Raw genomic sequence first — 20763 nt, forward strand, 5'->3', positions numbered from 1 at the left:
ATGCGTAAGTCGAAGAGGCGGGTATTCCCAAGGTAGCAGAAGTGCGCTGTTCTGCACGTGAGCGCATGGATGAAGGAGGATCATCTGTCGGCCTCGAAAGCATCGGTTGTCATGCACCCGGCGCCTGACGCTTAATCGCGCTATTCGCTTGCCAATGGAGTATCACAATGCCGCTGGAAAAACCTGTAAGTGCCTGGTGTCAGAGCCACCCGCTGATTGCCGACCTGGTGGCGTTACGCCCAACCCGTTGGTTCAATCCTCAGCTTGCAGCCACAGCACAAGCCCTGGGCGATGTGCCGCTGAGCCAGCAGGATGTGCGCGAGGCCAGTGAGCGTTTGCAGCGTTTTGCTCCGTTCATCCGGTCGGCGTTTCCCCAGACAGCCGACAGCAACGGCATTATCGAGTCGCCAGTATTGCCGTTACCGGCCATGCAGGCGCTATTGCAAGCCGAGCTTCAATTCGCCGAAGGCGGCGCGTTGTGGCTGAAAGCCGACAACCTGTTACCGATTTCCGGGTCGATCAAGGCACGTGGCGGCATTTATGAAGTGCTCAAGCACGCCGAAGACCTGGCACTGGCGGGCGGCTTGCTGCAGCCGGGCGATGATTACGCCAAGCTCGACAGCGATGCGGCACGGGCATTTTTTGGCCAGTACAGCATTGCTGTAGGTTCTACCGGCAACCTGGGCTTGTCGATTGGCATCATCAGTGCGCGCCTGGGCTTCAAGGCCACGGTGCATATGTCGGCCGATGCCCGCCAATGGAAAAAGGATCGCTTGCGTGCCCATGGCGTTGAGGTGCGTGAATACAGCGCCGACTACAGCGTGGCGGTGGAGCAGGGGCGTCGCGAAGCTGAAGCCGACCCGCTTTGCCACTTCGTCGACGACGAAAATTCGCGCAACCTGTTCCTTGGTTATGCGGTGGCGGCCGAGCGTCTGCAGCGTCAGTTGCAAGAGCAAGGTATCCAGGTGGATGCCGAGCATCCGTTGTTCGTCTATCTGCCCTGCGGTGTAGGCGGAGGCCCGGGCGGTGTGGCATTTGGCTTGAAGCTGGTTTTTGGCGACGCGGTGCACTGCCTGTTTGCCGAGCCGACCCATTCGCCGTGCATGTTCCTTGGTGTGTATACCGGGCTGCACGATGAGGTGTCGGTGTACGACTTCGGCATCGATAACCAGACCGCTGCCGACGGCCTGGCGGTGGGGCGGCCATCGGGCTTTGTCGGGCGAGCCATGCAGCGCTTGATCGACGGCTACTACACCGTGGACGACGCCACCCTGTACCGTTTGCTGGCGCAGTTGCAGGCTTGCGAAGGCCATGCCCTTGAACCGTCGGCGCTGGCGGGCATGCCCGGCATGTTGCAGGTACTGCAGGAACAACAAGGCTACCGCCAGCGCCTGGGTCTGACGCCCGCGCGCATGGCCCGCGCCACTCATCTGGTGTGGGGCACGGGAGGCAGTATGGTGCCGGCGGCAGAAATGGACGCTTACCTGGCCAAAGGCCGCAGCATGATGGCCGGGCACTGATCATGCTCAACCTGCCACCGCGCCTGGGGCCGCGTCTGACCGGGGCGCACCTTAGCAACCTGCACACCTTTGCCGTGGCCGCACGGCATTTGAGCTTCAGGCTGGCGGCCGAGGAGTTGTACCTGACTGCCAGTGCGGTCAGCCACCGTATCGCAAAGCTTGAACAACTGCTGGAGCAACGCTTGTTCGAGCGCCTGACCCGGCGCATCCGCCTGACGGCCGAGGGTGAGCGTCTGTATCAGTTGGTGCAGGGGATGCTCGAAGAGCTTGAGCAGGCGCTGCAGCCGCAGTCTGCCAGCAGCCTCAGCGGTGCACTGACCCTGTACGTGCGGCCGTCCATGGCCCAGTGCTGGCTGGTGCCGAAGTTGGCCGATTTCCAGCAACGCTATCCGCAGATCAGCCTGGATATCCGCACCGGTAACGAAGCGGTGGACTTCCGCGCCCGCCACATTGACCTGGCGCTGCTGTATGGGGAGGGCGTGTTCCCGGGGCTCAGCAGTGAGTTGCTGATGCCTGAGCACGTTGCGCCGGTGTGCAGTCCTTGGTATGCCGAGCGTCATGGCCTGATCAACGCGCCGCAGCAGTTGCAACACTGCACCCTGCTGCACGATGCCCTGGCCTGGGAGCATGCCGCCTATGATGCCGAGTGGCAGCATTGGGCCGGGGCGCACAGCGTGCAGGCGCATCTGCCCAGTGGCGGCCTGACCTTTGACCGTGCTGACCTGTGTGCGCTCGCCGCGAGCCAACATGTGGGCGTGGCCATGGGCCGACAGCGATTGGTGCAGCCGCTGATCGAGCAAGGTCAGTTGATCCTGCCGTTTGCTGATTTTCAGGCCGCAGGGCAGGGCTATTACCTGGTCTATCCGGCGCGTGAGGCGATACCGCTGCGCCTGCAGGTGATGATCGAGTGGCTGCGTGAGGTTAGCCGCCAGTCATGTTCATGAAGCGCAGGATCTGCACTTCGCCATGAACATCGAAGTGATGCTGATAGGGCTTCAGGGCCATGGCATCGCGAATCGCTTGGTCCAGACGTGCAGAGTCGCCGGGGTGGGCGCGCAGCACCTGCTTGAGGTCGCTGGCGTGTTCGTTGCCCAGGCACAGCAGCAAACGTCCCTCGACCGTTAGCCGCACCCGGTTGCAGCTGGCGCAAAAATTATGGCTGTGCGGCGAGATGAAGCCGATGCGGATCTGCGGTGCTTCGGCCAGGCGCCAATAGCGTGAAGGGCCCTGGGTGGATTCCGCCGACTCGATCAAGGTGAACTGCTCGGCAATGCGTGCGCGCACTTCATCGCTTGAGCAGTAGGACTCGCTGCGCTGGTGCTCGCTGATGGTGCCCAGGGGCATTTCCTCGATGAAGGAAATGTCCAGCTCACGGTCGATGGCAAAGCGCACCAGATCGTTCACTTCACTGTCGTTGCGGCCTTTGAGCACCACGCAATTGAGCTTGGTACGCCGAAAGCCCGCCGCGCGGGCGGCGTCGATGCCGGCAATCACTTGTTCAAGGTCGCCGGTTCGGGTGAGGGAGTTGAAGCGTTGCGGGTCAAGGCTGTCGAGGCTGATGTTCAGGCGCGACAAACCGGCATCGAACAACGGCTTGGCCAGGCGCCCGAGCTGGGAGCCATTGCTGGTCATGCACAACTCGCGCAAGCCCGGCAACGCTGCGACCTTGGCGCACAGCTCGACAATACCGTTGCGTACCAGTGGCTCACCACCGGTCAGGCGGATTTTGCGGGTGCCCATACTGACGAAACGTTCGGCCACCTGGTACAGCTCTTCGAGGGTCAGGATGCGCTGGCGCGGCAAAAACTGCATGTCTTCGCTCATGCAATACACGCAACGAAAATCGCAGCGATCGGTCACTGATATGCGCAGATAGTCAATCTTGCGATTGAATCCGTCGATCAATGCCGAATGGCCCGCGTTGTCGTTCGAGGGTGTTTGCAAGGCGTGTACACAGGCTGGTGATTTTCATCGAGCATAGGGAGGCGTCGCAAGAGGGTCAAATTGCTTTTAGTGACCATTCGATAAGCGTCGTCTATCGGTATCAATCCCGTCGTTTTTAGCGCGCTTGATGAAATCGCACAGATCCGTCGGCGAGTGCACCAGGCTTATGGTTATGATGTTGCGAAATATTACAGAGCTGGGTGAGGAACATGCCGCTAAAGGATTTGCTGTTGGCACTGGTGGTCATCGTTGTCTGGGGACTTAACTTTGTGGTGATCAAGGTCGGCCTGGACGGCTTGCCGCCGATGCTGCTGGGGGCCCTGCGCTTTGCCTTGGTGGCGTTTCCGGCGGTGTTTCTGATCAAGCGCCCGCAATTGCCCTGGCGTTGGCTGATCGCCTACGGCGTGACCATTTCCCTGGGGCAATTCGCCTTCCTGTTTGAGGCGATGAACAACGGTATGCCACCGGGGTTGGCCTCGTTGGTGCTGCAGTCGCAAGCATTTTTCACCTTGTTTTTTGCTGCGATTTTCCTGGGCGAGCGACTGCGTGTGGCCAGTGTCGTCGGGCTGCTGGTCGCGGCCGGGGGGCTGGCGCTGATCGGTAGTGAGAACAGCGCCCAGGTGCCGTTGTTTGCCTTGCTGCTGACCTTGTGTGCTGCGTCGATGTGGGCCATGGGCAATATCATCACCCGGCGTTTCGGCAACATCGACCTGGTGGCCCTAGTGATCTGGGGCGGGCTGATTCCACCGCTGCCGTTTTTTGCCCTGTCCTGGTGCATGGATGGGCCGCAGGTGATCGAAACTGCCCTGCGCGGCATCAGCTGGAGCTCGATCCTGTCGCTGATCTACCTGGCATTTATTGCCACCATGCTCGGCTACAGCCTGTGGGGCCGCTTGTTGTCTCGTTACCCGGCGGGCAAGGTGGCGCCGTTTTCGCTGCTGGTGCCGGTGGTGGGCCTGAGCTCATCGGCGCTGCTGCTCGACGAGCGCCTGACCGCACTGCAGGGCTGGGGCGCGTTGTTGGTCATGGGCGGCTTGCTGATCAATGTATTCGGGTCGCGTTTGCTGGCGTCGCGTAGCGCTGCACAGGGCAGTGCCTGAGCCCGCCAGGCGCTGATCGAAGTATCTGCCACGGTGACTTGAGCCAGGCACACAATCTGCAAGTACCCAGCCCGACCGGTTGATCCACTGGTCGGGCTTTTTGCTTTTTGTCCGGTCGGTCCGTAAATGACCGGCTAGTCTCAAGGTCACTTGGTTCGGTATCTCACTGGGCAATCACCTGTTTGCCAGTACCGGACCGCCATAAAAGGGAGCAGGGGCATGAGTGAATCCTACTTTGAGGATGAAGGTGATGAATTTCCGGTGAACAGTCAGGTGCGGTGTGGTCAGGCGGCTTTTCGCCTGGGCTTCGCCCACATGACCCAGAACGAAGCCGACAACGCTAAACCGTGTCACTTACAACGCGCCAAGAAGGGCCGCTTCATGCCCAGGTATCCGGTTAAAAAGTGAACCGGTTCACATCACCCCGCCATCTGTTGCGGGGTTTTTTCTGCATTGATTGACCTCGCTCAACGCTTGAGGGATGGGCGCTCGCATGGAGTGCGCTTGTATGCGTTACTTATCCGGATGCATTCACTACAGGGGGGTAAACGATGCGAATCAGGGAAGAAACTTACTGGGAGTGGGCAGACCCACAGCTACATAGTCGTAGCCACGATGAATTGCTCAGTGATGGCAGCAGCATCGATGTACAGGTCAGGCTATCGCGCACCGGCGCCACGCAGTTGTTCCTGGGCGTGTACGCCAGCCATGGCAAGGCGATGGTCGAGGAGTACTACAAAAACCGTCCGGGTGAGTCGATGACCCGGGCGATGGTCTGGGGCGTAGACCGGGCCCGGGCTTTACTCACCGGTGGGCTGCCTGTGGCGCAGCCAGCGTTGCGGCGTCAGGCCTGAGCGTGACGGTTGCGGCTGGCCTGGACAATGCGCTGGGCCGGCACGCGCAACTGGCGGAGCAGGTAGTCGGCAAATTCTGCCGAGTAGTTTTGCAGGCTGATGGCTTGGGCCATGCACTGCAGCCAGATTTCACTGTGCGATTCGTCGATCGGCCATTGGGCATGGAATGCCGGAATGGCGATCGGTCCGTAGCGTTCGCTGAACAGTCTGGGGCCGCCCAGCCAGCCACTGAGAAAGCAGGCCAGTTTGTCGCGTGAACTGTCGAGGTTGTCCGGGTGCATCTGACGGACTGGGCGGGCGTCTGGGCGCTGGTCCATCAATCGGTAGAAATCATCGACCAGTTGGCGTAAACCCTCGATGCCGCCTGCGGCCTGATAAGAGGCATCACCGGTGCCGAATGCCGGGCTGTTCATGGGCAGTCTCGCTTGGACAAAACGCGATTGTAGCTACTGTTGGTGCCAATAGAACAAGGTTCTTTAGTGGTGGAGGGAGTTTGTGGCGCAAGGCCGTTTCCAACCAAAATAGGGAAGGGTTGGCTTTGGCTTTGGCTTTGGCTTTGAGGGCTGTGGGCTTATCCATTTGCTGGGGGGCTTTGCTGGCCCCTTCCGCCCTTACGGCGGCTTACTTTTTTCTTGGAAAAAGTAAGCAAAACCGCTGGCTCCTGCATCCGGCCCTACGCTGCGCTTCGGGTCCCCTCGCTCCGGCGACTTCCAGGCCCGCGCGGCCTACGACTTGCTACGCAAGTCTACATCTCGCGCCTTCGGCTACGCCGAAGGGTGCTGCGCACCTGGCCCTCCAGTCACCTACACTCGGCCTCCTGAAGTCGCTAAGTTACGGGCGGCGCCCGGGCTGGCGTTAGCTTCGCTAGTGGCGGCTTGGATGACCTGTACGCTTGTGGCTTGTGGCTTGTGGCTTGTGGCTTGTGGCTTGTGGCTTGTGGCTTGTGGCTTGTTGTTTTGCTTTTGCTTTGTGCGCGCGTTAGTTCAAACGCCGCGATCTGCGACTTCAGAAGGCTGAGTGTAGGTGACTGGAGGGCCAGGTGCGTTAGCACCCTTCGGCGTAGCCGAAGGCGCGAGATGTAGACTTGCGTAGCAAGTCGTAGGCCGCGCGGGCCTGGAAGTCGCCGGAGCGAGGGGACCCGAAGCGCAGCGTAGGGCCGGATGCAGGAGCCAGCGGTTTTGCCTCCTTTTTCCAAGAAAAAAGGAGGCCGCCGTAAGGGCGGAAGGGGCCGGCCCAGCCTCCCCAACAAATGGATAAGCCCATAGCCCTCAAAGCCAAAGCCAATTATTCCCCGACAATCCGTGAAGAGCCAAAAAAAGCCCAGTGCTCGCACACTGGGCTTTGCATATCGTCAATCAGGGTTTCAGCAGAGGCGATCGATGACCGCTACGCCGGGCTGGTTTTGCAGCGCCGCCCACTCACTTTGCAGGGTCTGCAGAACACGTCCGACATACTGGGTGTCGGCGGCAGCTTTCTTGCCGACATAGCCCTGGCCACGGCGGTACATCTTCAACCGGGCACGCATGTTCGGTGTGCGTTGCTCGAACTGTGCTTCGTCGGTCAGCGAGCCCAGTTTGTCCAGGCGTACTTCACCGGCTTCGCAGACCCAGAGGATGTGGCTGTCGAGCGTGTCTTTACGCGCAGCGAACAGTTGGGCCAATTCGTCGACAGTTGGTTGATTGTTCAGATTCATCATAAAGCCCCCTAAACCATTGGTAGTTGAGTTCAAACTCGGCGCACGTCATGTAGCGTTGAAAGAAAGCTGCTACAGCAGCGTCACAACTGGGGGCTTTTACACGCTGCCTTTTGGGCAGTACCCATCCGCATACAGCTCATGGATCCTTCGAGCTGCCTGGAACACCCTTGCCAGTGTCCCCGATCGGGGAGACGGCCTCATCATGCAAGGGCCGACGAACGGCGTCAATAGGTTTTGTAGTGATTTTTTTATTGCACTACATCTTGTCCGACAATACTCGATTTCAGGGCTGTTGATGCGTGTCAGTCCAGGCGTCAGGCAACTGTCCGATCATGTTCGTTCATGTATTGCAGGGAGAGGCCCATGAGTTCGTCGGCAAGTACACCGGGTGCACAATCCACCCGGGTCAAGATTCCGATTGGTTTGTTGCTGGGGATAGCAGCCCTGGTGGGCGTGTTGCTGCTGCCGTTGCCGGCTGACTTGCCGGTTGCCGGGCATCGCATCCTGGCGATTCTGGCCTTTGCGGTGGTGGTGTGGATCAGCGAGGCGGTGTCGTACGAAGCCAGTGCGATCATGATCACTTCGTTGATGGCGTTTCTGCTCGGTACGGCGCCGACGGTGGCCGACCCTTCGGTGACCTATGGATCTTCGGCAGCCATCAGCCTGGCGTTGACCGGCTTCTCTAACAGTGCCCTGGCGCTGGTGGTGGGGGCGCTGTTCATTGCCGCCGCCATGACCCACACCGGGCTGGACCGGCGCATCGCGCTGGTGACGCTGTCCAGTGTCGGGGTCAGTACCCGGCGCATTTTGATCGGTGCGGTGGCGGTGACCATTCTGCTTAGCCTGGTAGTGCCGAGCGCTACCGCCCGCAGTGCTTGCGTGGTGCCGATCATGATGGGAGTGATTGCCGCTTTTGGCGTCGACAAGCGTTCGAACATCGCCGCCGGGATCATGATCATCGTGGCCCAGGGCACCAGCATCTGGAACATCGGCATTCAAACCGCGGCAGCGCAAAACCTGCTGACCGTGGGCTTCATGGACAAGATGCTCGGTGCAAGGGTGTCGTGGATCGACTGGCTGATCGCCGGGGCGCCGTGGGCGGTGATCATGTCGGTGGTGCTGATTGTGATTGTGTTGAAGCTGTTGCCTCCGGAAAGTGACAGCATCCCCGGTGGTAAAGCTGCGGTCAGCAAAACCCTGGCCGAGTTGGGGCCAATGAGCGGGGCGCAGAAGCGTTTGCTCGGGGTTTCGTTGCTGTTGCTGCTGGCCTGGGCCACCGAGGGTAAGTTGCACGCCTTCGACACCACCTCGACCACTTATGCCGGGCTGGTGATCCTGTTGCTGCCGCGCATCGGGGTGATGACCTGGAAAGATGTGCAGGCGCGGATTCCCTGGGGCACGGTGATTGTCTTCGGGGTCGGTATCAGCCTGGGCACTACCTTGCTGACTACCCAGGCCGGGCAGTGGCTGGGGGCGCAGGTGGTGGCCAATACCGGGCTCGATCAGCTGGGGACGTTGGGCGTGTTTTCGATCCTGGCGGCGTTTCTGATTCTGATCCACCTCGGCTTTGCCAGTGCCACGGCGCTGACGTCGGCCCTGTTACCGATTCTGATCGCGGTGCTGCAGACCTTGCCGGGTGATTTCAGCCGCCTGGGTATGACCATGGCCCTGGGCTTTGTGGTCAGCTATGGCTTTATCCTGCCGATCAACGCCCCGCAGAACATGGTGTGCCTGGGGACCGAGACCTTCAGTGCCAAACAGTTCGCCCGGGTCGGAATCCTGGTGACGGTGATCGGCTACCTGCTGATGCTGGTGTTTGCCGCCACCTGGTGGCACTGGTTGGGCTGGATGTAGGAACGGGCTTGCCCCGCGATGCGATGTGACTGACAGATCGCTATCGTGGGGCAAGCCCGCTCCAACAGGGTGATAGGGTCAGAAGTTCGCCGGGGTGTTGGCGCTGATGATTTCCGCTTCGTCCTGGCCGATGTTCTTGAAGCTATGGGGCAGGGTGGTCGGAAAGTAGTAGCCATCCCCGGAGTTGAGGATGCTGACCTGGCCATCAACGCGCAGTTCGATGGTGCCACGGGTCACCAGGCCACACTCTTCGCCTTCAGCATGCACAATCGGCTCGTCGCCGGAGTCGGCACCTGGCGCGTACAATTCACGCAGCATGCGCATCTGCCGACCTTCGACGCTGGCGCCCACCAGCAGCAAACGCAGGCCGCTGTTGCCCAGGTCAGGCTGTTCGGTGGAGCGGAACACGAAACGCTCCTCGCGCGGCGGCTCGTCGAAGCTGAAGAACTCCGCCAGGGTCATGGGGATACCTTCAAGCAGCTTTTTCAGGGAACTGACCGAGGGGCTGACGCGGTTCTGCTCGATCTGTGAAATCGTCGAGTTGGTCAGCCCACTGCGGCGGGCCAGCTCCCGCTGGGAGAGTTTGTTGCGTTCACGCACCAGTTTGAGTCGTGTCCCCGTGTCCATAGCCGCCTTATATATCGAAAATTTTTTGGCGGAGCATTAAAGCACATTCCGTGATGCTTTAGCGGCCCGCCTGTGCGGATCGATGAGACGGCTGTGGCCATAGCCCGACCAGCAGCAGAAGCACAGCCACCAGCAGGTACGGCAGGCGCGGGTCAACGGCGTAAATCAAGGTGCCCGCCAAGGGGCCGATGACTACGCCCAGGCCTTGCGCTGCGCCAATGGAACCGGCGGTGGCACCTTGCTCGGAGGCGTCCATGGCGTTGGCGGCCAGGGCGGAAAAGGCGGGGAACACCCAGCCCATGCCGCAGGCCGAGACAAAAAAGCTGGCCCACAGCATCGGCGCGCTGGCGGCAAAGGCTGCGGCGGCAAAGGCCAGGGCCGAGAGGCTGGCGCCGACGCGGATCATCCGCAGTGGCGGCCACTGCAGTTTGCGCACCAGCAACTGCGCCAGGATCAGCGCCACACCGACCATGGTTAGGGCGATGCCTGCGGTTTGTGCAGCGTCTGCCGGGTTCATGCCCAGGCGATCGAGGGCAAAGAAACCGACGGTAATCTGCGCCACAGACACGCTGAGCATGGCCACGAACGCTACCAGCAGCGGCCGGCGCAACCGTGGATCGGCCAGGCGCACCGGGCGCGGGGCTTGCTTGAGGTGCAGCTCCTGGCGTTTGAGTTTGCGCAACAGTATGACGAACGCCAGCATCGGCAACAGCGCCATCACGTAGAACGGCAGGCTCAAGCTGTAGCGCGCCAGCAGCGCCGCCAGCGCCGGGCCAAGCACCAGGCCAACGGCGTTGGCCGCACCCAGCGAGGCCAGGGTGCGGGCGCGCTGCTGGGGCGGGACGTTGTCGGCAATCAGTGCCGCACCACCCACCGGCAGGGCGGCGTAGAAGGCGCCGATCAGGCCACGGCCGATCATCAGGCCAACGAATGCCAGGGTCGCGCTGGGCAGCAGGTGCAAGGCGCTGTCGATGAACAGGCACAGGGCCCAGTACGCCAGGCTAAAGCCTGCGGTACCCAGCAACAGTACGCGGCGTCGGCCGAGGCGGTCGCTGGCCTGGCCCCAGGGCCGCGCCAGCAACATCCAGATCACCCCAGCGACCGTCACTGCCGCCCCGGCCTGCCAGGTCGCCAGGCCAAGGGTGCGGGCAATCGGGCCGATCAGCGAGACGAACGCCATCATCGCCATGGTGCAGGCCATGTTGGCGATCAGCAGCGGGCGCAGGTCAAAACGCTGCTCGGTGGTGTCGGGCGCGGCGAGTGGGGTTGGGTCCTGTGCGCTGTTCATGGCTATCCAAGGCTGTAGAGGCAAGCCTGGCATTGTGCCGCAGGGGCCAGGCAAACTGAACGAAACCGGCGCAAATAATTCGCAATTACGCGTTTTTGGCTGCTGTCTGATGAAGGTCAGGTATGCTGGCGTTTTGATGATTAGCCAACTGCAGAGGATGGCGTTGAGCATGGGTGGGGCGCGGGATACGGGAGCAAACCAGGTCGCTGACGACAGTGCGGCGTTGGCCAATACGCAGGCAGGCCATGACGCCGCCCTCTCTTCGGCTGATGAAGACGGTCTGGATCGTTTATCGCTTGCCCGCTCGATGTATCGCACCATCAAGGCCACGCCTGCGGGGTATTCGACGCGCATTGGCCTGTACGGCGAGTGGGGGGCGGGCAAGACCACCGTGCTGAACTTCCTCAGCGAGATCGCGCATCGCCACGATGATGTAGTGGTGCACATTTCCGCCTGGCGCGCGGTCGATGCAGACAGCTTCGTCAGCTCGCTGAGCGAGAAAATGCGCGACAAGATCAAAGCCTTGAAGATTCCGGTACCCCGTTACCAGAAATGGAAACAATGGCTGTCCAGGCTGTCGTCCGGAACGGCGAGCGTGTCCCAGGCGACAGGGCAGGCCGCCGGCAAGATCGACAACGATCTGGGCACCCTGGTAACCATGGGTGCGGCCTTGACCGGCTCGGTTGCCAACCTGGTGCAGCAGCGACTGAGCCTCGATGTGGCTGACCTTGAGCAGTTGCGCGTGCTGCTTGAGGCTCATCAGGTGATTGTGTTCATCGATGACCTCGACCGGGCCGACCCGGTGATCTTGCCGAAAACCCTGATGGCCTTGCGCGAATACCTCGACTTGCCCGGCTTTGCCTTTGTTCTGGCGTTCGACAAGGCCATCATCACCCAGTCGTTACAGGCTTATTCGCAGGCGTTTGCCTCGTCGCGCCAGGCATTTCTCGACAAGATCATCGATTTCGAATTTTCGCTCGACGCGTTGGCGCACAACCTCTCCACCCGTTTTGCTGCCCAGACTCTGGCGCAGTACTGCGCCTTTATTCCGCTGAAGGACCGAGAAGCCGCAGCCGAGTGGTTCCCCGACAACCCTCGGCTGACCCGTACCCTGGCCCGCGAGTTGGGCAGCCTGAAAGACGTCGCGCTGCGCCACGGCCCGGACGAGCTGCGCTGGGAGGCGATCATTCTGCAGACCCTGTTGCGCCGTGAGGCGCCGGAATGCGCGCGGATTGTCGAAGCAAAGTTGCTGGGGCGCGGCGCATCGGCGTTGCCAATGGCGTTCAGTCAGGCGCAAAAGAGCGACGCGATGGCGCTTCTCTCCAACGCAATCGCGGCCTCAGGTTTTCAGCCGGAGAGTGAGGCGTTTGGCCGTTACACCCGACTGGTGATCAAGCTGCAGGGGCTGCGTACCTTCGATACTGCGGAACGAATCCGTGCTGAGATGTTCAGCACCCGCGCGCCCAGTTTCACTCAGAAGGAGCTGCTGGAGCTGATCGCGCGTTGGGACCAGTCCCGGGACGCTCGTCACCTGACTGAGGCGTTGCAATTTGCCAGCGAAGCGGCCTGTACGGACCGGCTACAGGCCGCTATCGCGCTGATGAACCTGACATTGGCGCATTACGACCGCTGTATCCAGCGCATCTCTGAGCAGAAGGCTACGGCTCAGCGTCACCGCTGTGTGCAGGAGGCAGAACAGACTGCGCGGTTTCTCGGGGGGTTACTGCAAGCAGATGATCAGGACGCGCTGTACCGCGCCAGCACGCAGGCTAGCCTGTGCAATCGAATGCTTGAGCTGTTCAGGAGTAACGCAGCGCGCGAGTTCAAGCCGGACGAGCTTTGGTTGCGCTGTATCGAAGGCAGGATGCTGCTGGACATGGCGGTACGTTGCGAGGACCCGGTTGCGCTGTTCTACCGCTGCAAAAAACAGTACGAGGTAAAAGAACGCGGTCCGCAAAGCATGCCGCCATTGGTCGGGCAAGTGTATGCGCTTACGGCCCCTGCTGCGATTGCAGACCTGCTCACGCTGTTTACCGTCACCAATGCCATTCATCTGTGCAGTTTTGAGGACGCTTCATCGCCACGCCTGGAGATGTTGCGCAGCACAGGTTCAATGCTTTATTGCGCACCGCACAAGCAAGCCCTGCTGGCAGTGCTTGAAGGTGATGAAGACCGTGAGCAGCATTACGTACGGGCCAAAAATGCCCTCGACTACCTGAGTCTGCAGCTCGACAGAAACGCTGATCTGCCGGAGTTCTTTGCGGCTCATCCCGAGGTACTGAGCAGTTGCTGGCGCCTGGTGATCGGCGAGCAATGGCTTCAGGACACCCATGAAACGCTGCAGTGGATGTACAGCCGGCTACAGCAACGAGGCATTCATGTAGCCGGCTTGCCGGAGCCGCCTGGCAGGCAGGTTGAGACCGCTGGTTAATCGTGCCCGGAGCACATGCTGCGCAACACGCCGTCACGTCGAACCAGGGCATGCACCAGTGCCGCGCCCAGATGCACCAGCACCGTCGCGAACAGCAGATAGGCCAGCCAGCCATGGGCCTGACGCAGCCGGGCATACAGCGTCAGGTCATGCTCGACGATGGCAGGCAACTGCAGGGGCAGCGGGTAACCACCGGCCGAGAGCATGGCCCAGCCAATCACCGGCATGGCCAGCATCAGGGCATACAACAGCAGGTGCGAGGCGCCAGCGGCCAGGCGTTGCACGGCCGGAAGATCGGCAGGCAGCGGTGGATGTGGCACCGTCAGGCGCACGCCGATGCGCACCAGCACCAATACCAGCAAGGCCAGGCCAATCGCCTTGTGCAGGCTGAGCAGCCAGGTGTGGCGGGGGGACAGGTCGGCGATCATGCTGACGCCAACGAACAGCATCGCCACGATCAGCACCGCCATCAACCAATGCAGCAGGCGCGCCAACGGATGGAAAGCAACAGGTACGGTGCTCATGGTCGTGCTCCCAACGAGGCCGCTTCGCGGCTGCGGCGATTGAAGGATTCCGAGTAGGCTGCCGAGCGGGCGGCAAGGATCGGATCGGCAGAAGGTTGGATGCCGGTAGGCAAGATCAGCGGGTCGAAGTTGAGGTCACGGCAGGCGCCTTGTTCGGGGCCGTCGACTGCGTCGATGACCAGCGTGCCGGCATCGACCGTACTCCGCGCCGCGGGCCACGGCTGGCTCGGGTCATCGACTGGATCGCCGGGCTCTGCGAGGGTCAGGCGCAAGGTCCAGCGCAAGGGCCCTTGTTGCAGGCGATGGTGCAGATCGTGCTGCAGGTAGTCACGGTCGTCGACCTGGCCCGGCAAGGCGGCGAACGGCGTTTGTGGCACCAGGCTCCAGCGTACATAGCGGGTATCGCCATTCTGATTGACTAGGGCAAAGGCATTGATGCTGTTGTAGCTGGAGTTGGCAAAGCTGTCGGGGGCTTTGTAGTCCTTGGCCCATTGGCGAAAGGCCGCGCTTTCCGGGTGCGCGGCGAAGAACGCCTGGACCCGCGCAGGGTCCGGCTTGCCGGTGGCTGGATCTGGGGTCATGGCCAGTACTTGCTGGTAGAACGCCTCGGGTGTTGCCACCGCCAGTACGGGCGGGGTGTTCATGCCGGTTCGCCAGACCTGGCCATCGTCGCTGCTCAACTGCAGCGCCAGGCTGCGGGTCGGCACACTGGTGTCGGCCGTGTAGGGGTTGCTGCCACCAATGGCGAAACGACCGATCACCGGAACGTTCTGTTGGCTGAACACCCGGGCGCTGGACAGACTGCGGGCTTCACCGCTGCTGAGAAAGTGGCCGCTCACGCACAAACCCTTGGCGTGGTTCTTACGGTAGCCGGGGTAATGCCCAGCCTGGGCTTCGAACGTATCGATGATGGTTTTCGGGGTCAGGCGCTGGGTGCCGATCCAGCCGGCGGCATAGGCAAAGCTGGCGGCCAGGGCGCCCAGGCCGAGGCCAATGGCAGCCAGGCGCAGGGTACGCGAACGACCGTGTAACGGAGTGCTCATGGCGGCGATCCGGGTCAGTGAATGAGCCGGTACGACGCTTGGCGAAAACTTTTATTCCGGCGTCATGGAATAAATTTTTCTCTGCAGCGTCTGCCTCGTACACTGATCGCTTACAGGCCAAGGCCCTGGCAATGAATGAACTTGATGATGAGCAATTGCGTGAGATGCTCGAACGCCTGCGCCGTTTCGCCCTGTGGCTGACCCGCGAGGCGAGCAGCGCTGATGACCTGGTTCAGGCCACGCTCGAACGCGCGCTCAGCCGCCGAGGCCAGCAACGTGAGCACGACAGCCTGCGGGCCTGGCTGTTCTCCATACTTTATCGTCTGTTTATCGATGCCAAACGCCGCGAGCGTCGGCATGCGCGCTGGCTGGCCTGGTTCGGGCGCGGCGAGGAGGCGGGCAATGCCACTGAAGATATCGTCGTGGCGCAGTCTGGTCTGGCGCAGTTTGCCCGTTTGCCTACCGAACAACGCGCGTTGCTATTGCTGGTCAGTGTCGAGGGCCTGAGCTACAAGGAGGCGGCCCAGGCCTTGGGGGTGCCGATAGGTACGGTGATGTCGCGCTTGTCGCGGGCTCGCGCGGCGTTGCGCGAACTGGCCGAGGGCAGCAGCACGGCCCCGGTGTTGCGGAGGTTGAAATGAGTCAGTTGATTCCGTCCGAAGACGAACTGCATGCCTATGTCGATGAGCGCCTGGCGCCCGAACGTCGCCGTGCAGTAGCGCTGTACCTGGCGGCCAACCCCGAGCAGGCCCAGCGGGTCGAAGGCTGGCGCCAGGATGCCCGGCAATTGCGTGCGGCCCTGTCGGGCTTTGCCGCGCAGGCGCCCAACCCACAGTTGGACCCGGCCCATGTGCGTCGGCAATTGCGTCAGCGCAGGCAACGGCGCTGGGCCAATGCCGCCGTGCTGTTGCTGACCCTGGGAATCGGCGGGCTCGGTGGCTGGCAAGTGCGTGAAGCCAGCCTGCTGGCCAATAACCTGCCGATGGCCGATGCCGTGCAAGCCCACCGGCTGTTTGCCGACGCCAACGCCCTGGACCTCAGCGCACGTGACCCGGCACGGCTGCAGGCCTGGCTGGGCGCGCATTTTCGTCATGTCGGCACGCTGCCAGACCTGTCCGCCTACGGATTTACACCGCTGGGCGCGCGCTTGCTGAGCAACGAGCAAGGCCCGGCGGCCTTGTTGGTGTTTGAAGACGCCCAAGGTCAGCGGGTCAGCCTGTTTTTGCGCTCGCCGGGTGAGCATTTTGCGCGCATGCCCAGTGGCGAACGCACGGATGGGCAGTTGCAGGCACGTTACTGGTCCCGTGGCGACTACAACTACGCCTTGATCAGCGCCGCTTCTGATCAGCGCAGCGCACAGTTGCGCAATGCCCTGGGCATTGCCTTGTAGCCGCTCGCCCGTGGCAGGCGTAAGCTCGAAACTGTTTGACCCGGCAGTTCGTTCCATCACCTGTGAGGTAAGGCGAAATGAAGCGCAAGCAAGGTTTGGTAGTGGCAGCGCTGGTGCTGCTGGCCGGCCAAAGCGCGCTGGCCTCGGCACCGGAAGTGAAGGATGCGCGTCTGGTTGCCCATGAGCAGGCAGTGCAGGCCTATGCGGCAAGAACTGGCAAGACCGTCCCGGCTGTTCAGGAGTATCGCTATGGCACATCGCTGGATGTTGCCCGGCTGATCGAACAGACCCCGTTGGCCCGCAGCTGCGACGCGGCGCCAATGCTAATGACCTATGAGGATTCGTCCGGGCAACTGGTAACCCTGCGTTATCAGCTCGAAGGGCAATGTCCGCGCTTTCAGGCCACGCGTTGATGTACCGACGGCAGCGGCGAGGGGGCGCCGCTGCACCCTCGTGACGATTAAACAGGGCAGATTTGCGCATACTGCTTGGCTTGCACAGGGGTATTAAATAGAATCAATCGCATTTGATTCTTTTCCCGTGCAGGTGCGTTGAGATGAATGAAGCGGTGGCCCTTTCCGAGCAGAGGCTTCACGGTCTTTACCGTGACCACCGCAGTTGGCTGGAAAACTGGCTGCACCGGCGCCTGGGCAATCGCTGGGATGCTGCCGACCTGAGCCAGGACACCTTTGTGCGGGTGCTGGCCAGCCCCCAGGTGCTTGACGAGCTGCGCGAGCCGCGGGCATATCTGCTCACCGTGGGCAAACGCTTGCTGGTCAATTTCTACAAACGACGCAGCCTTGAGCAGGCCTACCTTGAGGCGCTGGCCAACTTGCCCGAGGCTTTGGTGCCGTCCCCGGAGCAGCGCTGGCTGTTGCTGGAAACCCTGCAAGCACTGGATGAATTGCTCGATGGCCTGGCGCCGCAGGTGCGGCGGGCATTCCTCTGGTCACAACTTGAAGGCCTCGGCTACGCGCAGATTGGCGAGCGTTTGCAGGTCAGTGAACGCACGGTCAAACGCTACATGGCCCAGGCCTACGAGCACTGCTTGCTGGCCGAGCTATGAACCGCAGCGGACATCCCGAAGCGCGCCAGCTGGCCCGCGCTGCCGCCGCCTGGCTGGCCCTGCTTGACTCGGGCCGGGCCAGTGCCGCCGACCTGCAACGGCTTGAACAATGGCGCGCGGCCGATCCTCGCCACGAGCAGCTCTGGCAACGTGCCCAAGGCTTGCGCCAGCGCTTTGCCGAGGTGCCGCAGGCCGTGGCGTTGGCCAGCCTCGACCGACCGCACGGCAATCGCCGCACCTTGCTCAAGCGTGGGCTGGCCTTGGCGTTGCTGTTGCCTGGCAGCTGGATGCTCAGCCAACAGTTGCCGTTGGCGGTGTGGCGCGCCGATTTGCGCACCGTTGTGGGTGAGCGGCGAGGAGTACGCCTGGCTGACGGCAGCCTGCTGCAGTTGAACACGGCGACGGCAGTGGACCTGGATATGACTGTCCATCGCCTGAGCCTGATCGAGGGTGAAATAGCCCTTAGCGTTAACCGCGCCCAGGGCATCGATGTCGACTTTGGTCTGGGTCGGGTGAGCACCGGCCAGGCACACATTTGTGTACGTCGCGAGGCCGACAGCTGCCGGATATCGGTGCTGTATGGCACGGTGCAGGTGCAGCCTGCGCAAGGGATGGCGCTGATGCTGCACTATGGTGACCAATTGACGTTGTACGCCGATGGCAGTGGTGCCATGGGGCGTTTCGATCCGCACCTGCCTGATTGGCGTGACGGCGTGTTGACTGCCAATAACCAGCCGTTGGCGGAATTTCTGCGCGAAGTTGACCGCTATCGGCCGGGGATTCTGCGGTGGGAGCCAGCGTTGGAATCGCTCAAGGTTACCGGCACCTTCCAGCTGAACGACACCGATCGCATCCTCGACTTGTTGGCTGCGAGCCTGCCGATCAAAGTGCAGTCGCGCAGTCGGTACTGGGTCACTTTGCTGCCTGCTTGATTGGCGGTGGGAGCGGGCTTGCCCCGCGATAGCGATTTGTCTGTCATATCGCATCGCGGGGCAAGCCCGCTCCTACATTAGGGTTATGCGCGCCAGACGGGGTGCAGGGCTTGGTCCAGTGCCCAATGACCTTGTCCAGCCTGCAGGCGCACGCCACCCACCCAGCGCTCAGGGGCTTGCTGATCCAGCCAGTTGGCCTGACCTGCCAGCACCCGCTCACCCAGGGCGGTCAAGGTTAAGGGCCGTCGCGCCCATTCCAGTTCCGGCTGCGCTTCGCTGATCAACGGTGTCGGCGAGTCAATCAGCGGTCGCAGTACCGCGTGGAACATCAAGTCGCCGAGAAAGGGCAGCGGTTCACGTTTGCCCATCAATTCAGCAAATACCCGACCTAGGGGTACCTCACCGAACTCAGCGATGATCTGCAACGACAGCCGCTCAGTTAATGACAAGCCATCGTCCAGCCCCGGCAGCTCCTGCAGTTGACGCAACAACGCCGGCGCCAGCAGCGGCAGGCACAGATCCTGGCGGTGCGCCAAGCGTGCCCAGGCTTCAGGCGAGGGCGCACAGTAGGCTGCCCAGGCCTGCCGCGCCAGTTGCACCATCGCTTCAGTCACTGGCTGACGTTGCGGCCACAGCCAGGCAAGCAGATCCGGTGCCAGTTGGCCGATGCCAATAAAACGCTGCACGCCGGGCACCTGAGCGGTCTGGATCAACTCCAGCTGTTGCGGCCCGCGATCCAGACTCGACAACAGACGTATCAGAAACAGTTGGTCATAAGCGTCCGCTTCGCACCAGAGCACCGCCCGTGGGCAGTCTTCCAGCAAGGGCAGTTGGTTGTATTCGTCTGCCATCTTGCGCTGCACATCGGCGCGCTTGAGGCCGTAAGCCTGGCTGATGTAATCGACGCGCATGGCCTGGTATTGCGCAGGCGGTAAATCGCGCACCGGGCCCATGCACAACGGATCGGTGAACATGTGGAATGCACCGGTAAAGCCTGCCAGTTGCAGGCTGTGCTGGATGTCGCTGCCGCAACGCCAATGCTGGGTGCGTGCTTCGTCGTCGGCGATGAACTGCGGATGGCGGGCAGCAAAGTCGACCGCATCGATATGCGCCTTGAGCTTGGGCCAGCTTTTAAAGCCCAGGTCGCGAGCGATCAGCCGTTGCGCATCGGCCAGGCGTGGTTCAGTCGAGGTTGGTAGCAGTGCTTGTTGCTCAGGCGCGCTGCCTGAGCGCAGGCGCTGGAGTAATTCCTTGGCACGCTTGCGCTGTTGTTCAAGGTTGATGCGCCCATCATGGGAAGGGGAGGACAGTCGAGCAGGCATACGAACTCCTTGTGCGAGCCTTGTCCGCTGTCAGGCCGGGAGTCGTAGAGAGAAATCCTGGGAGTCGTGTCCTGGGCGCAGCCCTTTCCGCGGACGGGAGGCGTGGATAGCGCCGGCTGCGACTATAGCCTGCAGCGTGCGCACAAGGCAATCGGCCTGCTGCCGAGTCTTGAGTCAAGGCAGGCTCCCCCTCAGCGCACGCGGCGATGATTCGCAGGGAGCCTGGTATTGATCAGGTGTTGTCCTTGATCGTCTTGCTCGAACCGTTGGTTTTCACCGAGGCGATGCCCGCATCACGCGATTGCGCGGTAGCGTACATCTGGCTGCTGCCGATGACCTGGTGATTGGCAGCCTTGAGGTTGAAATGGAACTTGCCGTTGCTGGCTTCTTTTTTCTCATAGCGCTCATCCGCAGCGCTATTGGTCTGGACCGAAGCAATGCCGTTTTCGGCAGAGGCTTTGGTCTTGTACAACTCGCTGGTAAGAATGATCTCGCCATTGCCCGCTTTGAGGGTAAAGCGGTACTGACCGTCACTGCTGTTGCTCAACTCAAACCATCCTGCCATGGGAACTCCTGTCTTCGCAGATAAGCCTGGGTGCGCTGCTTGCGTGCTCGCTTGCAGTGACGAATCAGTATGGTGGGCTTTAGGCGCTTGTCCAATGCCCGATTGTCACACCCTCAGCGCTGTGCCAACGCATGCTGGACGCACTGCTCATAGTAGGTTTGCTTGATGGCGGCAGGCTTGAGACGTGAGCGGCTGTTGTAGGTTTGCTCGGTAATGCCCATGGCCGTCATGCGCATCCAGGGCTTGGGGAATTTGCGCACCTGCAGTTTTTTACGCGCCGAATACAAGGTCACACCATTGAGCTTGGATTGTTGTGCGCCGGCAGCGATATCCGATCCCCAACTGCACACATAGCGGTCATTCTTGGCCAAGGTCTTGGCCTGGGTACCCAGGGAGAAAACGGCGAAAAAAAACGCTGCAAGGGTCAGTCCATAAGCCCGCATAGTGTCAACCTAAGCTGTTGAAAGGAAAGCGAGTTTGCCAACATGCGGAAGGCTCGGGGGCCAGCAATTTGCCTTTTTTGCGCTGCGCTGTTCACCGCGCAGCAATAGCAGAGGTTGCGTAGGGAGGTAACGACTGGATACTATTCGGAACAATTCTCACTTAC

22 protein-coding genes are annotated in these 20763 nt (G+C 61.5%); 12 read left to right on the top strand and 10 right to left on the bottom strand.

Translation table 11 applies throughout. The features are described from left to right. Positions 1–167 precede the first annotated feature (167 nt). The gene (gene dsdA / locus ACVWSC_RS11120; protein WP_442113675.1) at positions 168–1520 is read left to right on the top strand and encodes a D-serine ammonia-lyase; all 1353 of its coding nucleotides are present in this window, start codon (positions 168–170) and stop codon (positions 1518–1520) included. Between the two features lie 2 nt (positions 1521–1522). Then, a complete protein-coding gene (dsdC, locus tag ACVWSC_RS11125) occupies positions 1523–2464 on the top strand; it encodes a DNA-binding transcriptional regulator DsdC (protein WP_442113676.1) in 942 nt (313 codons plus the stop codon). Here the strand turns inward: dsdC and moaA are convergent. Continuing rightward, complete coding sequence (moaA, locus tag ACVWSC_RS11130; protein WP_442113677.1) at positions 2442–3464, bottom strand: GTP 3',8-cyclase MoaA; 1023 nt, start codon at positions 3462–3464, stop codon at positions 2442–2444. The genes dsdC and moaA overlap by 23 nt on opposite strands. A 209-nt stretch (positions 3465–3673) precedes the next feature. Here moaA and ACVWSC_RS11135 point away from each other — a divergent pair, with 209 nt between their 5' ends. From ACVWSC_RS11135 to ACVWSC_RS11145, 3 genes are all read left to right on the top strand, one after another. Further along, positions 3674–4564: an EamA family transporter gene (locus tag ACVWSC_RS11135; protein WP_442113678.1), complete on the top strand. Its 891-nt coding sequence runs from the start codon at positions 3674–3676 to the stop codon at positions 4562–4564. 219 nt (positions 4565–4783) lie between these two features. Further along, a complete protein-coding gene (locus ACVWSC_RS11140; protein WP_442113679.1) occupies positions 4784–4972 on the top strand; it encodes a hypothetical protein in 189 nt (62 codons plus the stop codon). A 143-nt stretch (positions 4973–5115) separates the two neighbouring features. Then, entirely contained in the window at positions 5116–5418 is a 303-nt protein-coding gene (locus ACVWSC_RS11145; protein WP_442113680.1) for a hypothetical protein, read from the top strand. Here the strand turns inward: ACVWSC_RS11145 and ACVWSC_RS11150 are convergent. Both ACVWSC_RS11150 and ACVWSC_RS11155 read right to left on the bottom strand, forming a co-directional pair. Next, entirely contained in the window at positions 5409–5831 is a 423-nt protein-coding gene (locus ACVWSC_RS11150) for a group II truncated hemoglobin (protein ID WP_442113681.1), read from the bottom strand. The genes ACVWSC_RS11145 and ACVWSC_RS11150 overlap by 10 nt on opposite strands. Positions 5832–6781: 950 nt before the next feature. Next, the gene (locus ACVWSC_RS11155) at positions 6782–7114 is read right to left on the bottom strand and encodes a hypothetical protein (protein ID WP_442113682.1); all 333 of its coding nucleotides are present in this window, start codon (positions 7112–7114) and stop codon (positions 6782–6784) included. 363 nt (positions 7115–7477) lie between these two features. Here ACVWSC_RS11155 and ACVWSC_RS11160 point away from each other — a divergent pair, with 363 nt between their 5' ends. Next, positions 7478–8968 carry a DASS family sodium-coupled anion symporter gene (locus ACVWSC_RS11160; RefSeq protein WP_442113683.1) on the top strand — a complete coding sequence of 497 codons (1491 nt, stop codon included), beginning with the start codon at positions 7478–7480 and terminating at the stop codon, positions 8966–8968. Positions 8969–9046: 78 nt separating this feature from the next. Here ACVWSC_RS11160 and ACVWSC_RS11165 read toward each other — a convergent pair whose 3' ends face one another. Then, positions 9047–9595, bottom strand: a complete 549-nt coding sequence (locus ACVWSC_RS11165) for a cupin domain-containing protein (protein ID WP_442113684.1) — start codon at positions 9593–9595, stop codon at positions 9047–9049. Between the two features lie 58 nt (positions 9596–9653). Then, positions 9654–10883, bottom strand: coding sequence for an MFS transporter (locus ACVWSC_RS11170; RefSeq protein WP_442113685.1), 1230 nt, complete (start codon positions 10881–10883; stop codon positions 9654–9656). On the opposite strand from ACVWSC_RS11170, the gene ACVWSC_RS11175 reads away from it, so the two are divergent. After that, positions 10882–13314, top strand: a complete 2433-nt coding sequence (locus tag ACVWSC_RS11175; protein ID WP_476461728.1) for a KAP family P-loop NTPase fold protein — start codon at positions 10882–10884, stop codon at positions 13312–13314. The two genes, ACVWSC_RS11170 and ACVWSC_RS11175, sit on opposite strands and share 2 nt — an antisense overlap. Here the strand turns inward: ACVWSC_RS11175 and ACVWSC_RS11180 are convergent. Together ACVWSC_RS11180 and ACVWSC_RS11185 are read right to left on the bottom strand one after the other, a co-directional pair. Beyond that, positions 13311–13838 carry a cytochrome b gene (locus ACVWSC_RS11180; RefSeq protein ID WP_442113687.1) on the bottom strand — a complete coding sequence of 176 codons (528 nt, stop codon included), beginning with the start codon at positions 13836–13838 and terminating at the stop codon, positions 13311–13313. The two genes, ACVWSC_RS11175 and ACVWSC_RS11180, sit on opposite strands and share 4 nt — an antisense overlap. Continuing rightward, positions 13835–14881, bottom strand: coding sequence for a catalase family peroxidase (locus ACVWSC_RS11185; RefSeq protein WP_442113688.1), 1047 nt, complete (start codon positions 14879–14881; stop codon positions 13835–13837). Before ACVWSC_RS11185 ends, ACVWSC_RS11180 begins: the two co-directional genes overlap by 4 nt. Before the next feature lie 131 nt (positions 14882–15012). Here ACVWSC_RS11185 and ACVWSC_RS11190 point away from each other — a divergent pair, with 131 nt between their 5' ends. From ACVWSC_RS11190 to ACVWSC_RS11210, 5 genes are all read left to right on the top strand, one after another. Continuing rightward, positions 15013–15522, top strand: a complete 510-nt coding sequence (locus tag ACVWSC_RS11190; protein ID WP_442113689.1) for a sigma-70 family RNA polymerase sigma factor — start codon at positions 15013–15015, stop codon at positions 15520–15522. Then, positions 15519–16271 carry an anti-sigma factor family protein gene (locus tag ACVWSC_RS11195; protein WP_442113690.1) on the top strand — a complete coding sequence of 251 codons (753 nt, stop codon included), beginning with the start codon at positions 15519–15521 and terminating at the stop codon, positions 16269–16271. The genes ACVWSC_RS11190 and ACVWSC_RS11195 overlap by 4 nt, the downstream gene beginning before the upstream one ends. Positions 16272–16348: 77 nt before the next feature. Further along, entirely contained in the window at positions 16349–16684 is a 336-nt protein-coding gene (locus tag ACVWSC_RS11200) for a DUF2790 domain-containing protein (RefSeq protein WP_442113691.1), read from the top strand. A gap of 143 nt (positions 16685–16827) precedes the next feature. After that, positions 16828–17337, top strand: coding sequence for a sigma-70 family RNA polymerase sigma factor (locus tag ACVWSC_RS11205; protein WP_442113692.1), 510 nt, complete (start codon positions 16828–16830; stop codon positions 17335–17337). Continuing rightward, a complete protein-coding gene (locus tag ACVWSC_RS11210) occupies positions 17334–18269 on the top strand; it encodes a DUF4880 domain-containing protein (protein WP_442113693.1) in 936 nt (311 codons plus the stop codon). Before ACVWSC_RS11205 ends, ACVWSC_RS11210 begins: the two co-directional genes overlap by 4 nt. Positions 18270–18352: 83 nt before the next feature. Here the strand turns inward: ACVWSC_RS11210 and ACVWSC_RS11215 are convergent, their stop codons facing one another. The 3 genes from ACVWSC_RS11215 to ACVWSC_RS11225 all read right to left on the bottom strand — a co-directional run bounded on the left by ACVWSC_RS11215 (position 18353) and on the right by ACVWSC_RS11225 (position 20599). Beyond that, positions 18353–19591: a DUF1835 domain-containing protein gene (locus ACVWSC_RS11215; protein WP_442113694.1), complete on the bottom strand. Its 1239-nt coding sequence runs from the start codon at positions 19589–19591 to the stop codon at positions 18353–18355. A 232-nt stretch (positions 19592–19823) separates the two neighbouring features. Next, positions 19824–20156, bottom strand: a complete 333-nt coding sequence (locus tag ACVWSC_RS11220; RefSeq protein WP_442113695.1) for a YegP family protein — start codon at positions 20154–20156, stop codon at positions 19824–19826. A gap of 113 nt (positions 20157–20269) precedes the next feature. Beyond that, positions 20270–20599, bottom strand: coding sequence for a hypothetical protein (locus tag ACVWSC_RS11225; RefSeq protein WP_442113696.1), 330 nt, complete (start codon positions 20597–20599; stop codon positions 20270–20272). Positions 20600–20763: the final 164 nt, after the last annotated feature.

It is taken from the genome of Pseudomonas sp. NUPR-002, from assembly GCF_056322725.1.

What these genes read in the sequence shown, in the direction of transcription:
- ACVWSC_RS11155 (WP_442113682.1), bottom strand. Translation starts at nt 7,114, where the DNA reads ATGATGAATCTGAACAATCAACCAACTGTCGACGAATTGGCCCAACTG.
- ACVWSC_RS11160 (WP_442113683.1), top strand. Translation starts at nt 7,478, where the DNA reads ATGAGTTCGTCGGCAAGTACACCGGGTGCACAATCCACCCGGGTCAAG.
- ACVWSC_RS11180 (WP_442113687.1), bottom strand. Translation starts at nt 13,838, where the DNA reads ATGAGCACCGTACCTGTTGCTTTCCATCCGTTGGCGCGCCTGCTGCAT.
- ACVWSC_RS11205 (WP_442113692.1), top strand. Translation starts at nt 16,828, where the DNA reads ATGAATGAAGCGGTGGCCCTTTCCGAGCAGAGGCTTCACGGTCTTTAC.
- dsdA (WP_442113675.1), top strand. Translation starts at nt 168, where the DNA reads ATGCCGCTGGAAAAACCTGTAAGTGCCTGGTGTCAGAGCCACCCGCTG.
- ACVWSC_RS11140 (WP_442113679.1), top strand. Translation starts at nt 4,784, where the DNA reads ATGAGTGAATCCTACTTTGAGGATGAAGGTGATGAATTTCCGGTGAAC.
- ACVWSC_RS11135 (WP_442113678.1), top strand. Translation starts at nt 3,674, where the DNA reads ATGCCGCTAAAGGATTTGCTGTTGGCACTGGTGGTCATCGTTGTCTGG.
- ACVWSC_RS11195 (WP_442113690.1), top strand. Translation starts at nt 15,519, where the DNA reads ATGAGTCAGTTGATTCCGTCCGAAGACGAACTGCATGCCTATGTCGAT.
- dsdC (WP_442113676.1), top strand. Translation starts at nt 1,523, where the DNA reads ATGCTCAACCTGCCACCGCGCCTGGGGCCGCGTCTGACCGGGGCGCAC.
- ACVWSC_RS11225 (WP_442113696.1), bottom strand. Translation starts at nt 20,599, where the DNA reads ATGCGGGCTTATGGACTGACCCTTGCAGCGTTTTTTTTCGCCGTTTTC.
- ACVWSC_RS11220 (WP_442113695.1), bottom strand. Translation starts at nt 20,156, where the DNA reads ATGGCAGGATGGTTTGAGTTGAGCAACAGCAGTGACGGTCAGTACCGC.
- ACVWSC_RS11190 (WP_442113689.1), top strand. Translation starts at nt 15,013, where the DNA reads ATGAATGAACTTGATGATGAGCAATTGCGTGAGATGCTCGAACGCCTG.
- ACVWSC_RS11210 (WP_442113693.1), top strand. Translation starts at nt 17,334, where the DNA reads ATGAACCGCAGCGGACATCCCGAAGCGCGCCAGCTGGCCCGCGCTGCC.
- ACVWSC_RS11200 (WP_442113691.1), top strand. Translation starts at nt 16,349, where the DNA reads ATGAAGCGCAAGCAAGGTTTGGTAGTGGCAGCGCTGGTGCTGCTGGCC.
- ACVWSC_RS11145 (WP_442113680.1), top strand. Translation starts at nt 5,116, where the DNA reads ATGCGAATCAGGGAAGAAACTTACTGGGAGTGGGCAGACCCACAGCTA.
- ACVWSC_RS11170 (WP_442113685.1), bottom strand. Translation starts at nt 10,883, where the DNA reads ATGAACAGCGCACAGGACCCAACCCCACTCGCCGCGCCCGACACCACC.
- ACVWSC_RS11150 (WP_442113681.1), bottom strand. Translation starts at nt 5,831, where the DNA reads ATGAACAGCCCGGCATTCGGCACCGGTGATGCCTCTTATCAGGCCGCA.
- ACVWSC_RS11185 (WP_442113688.1), bottom strand. Translation starts at nt 14,881, where the DNA reads ATGAGCACTCCGTTACACGGTCGTTCGCGTACCCTGCGCCTGGCTGCC.
- ACVWSC_RS11165 (WP_442113684.1), bottom strand. Translation starts at nt 9,595, where the DNA reads ATGGACACGGGGACACGACTCAAACTGGTGCGTGAACGCAACAAACTC.
- ACVWSC_RS11175 (WP_476461728.1), top strand. Translation starts at nt 10,882, where the DNA reads ATGGCTATCCAAGGCTGTAGAGGCAAGCCTGGCATTGTGCCGCAGGGG.
- ACVWSC_RS11215 (WP_442113694.1), bottom strand. Translation starts at nt 19,591, where the DNA reads ATGCCTGCTCGACTGTCCTCCCCTTCCCATGATGGGCGCATCAACCTT.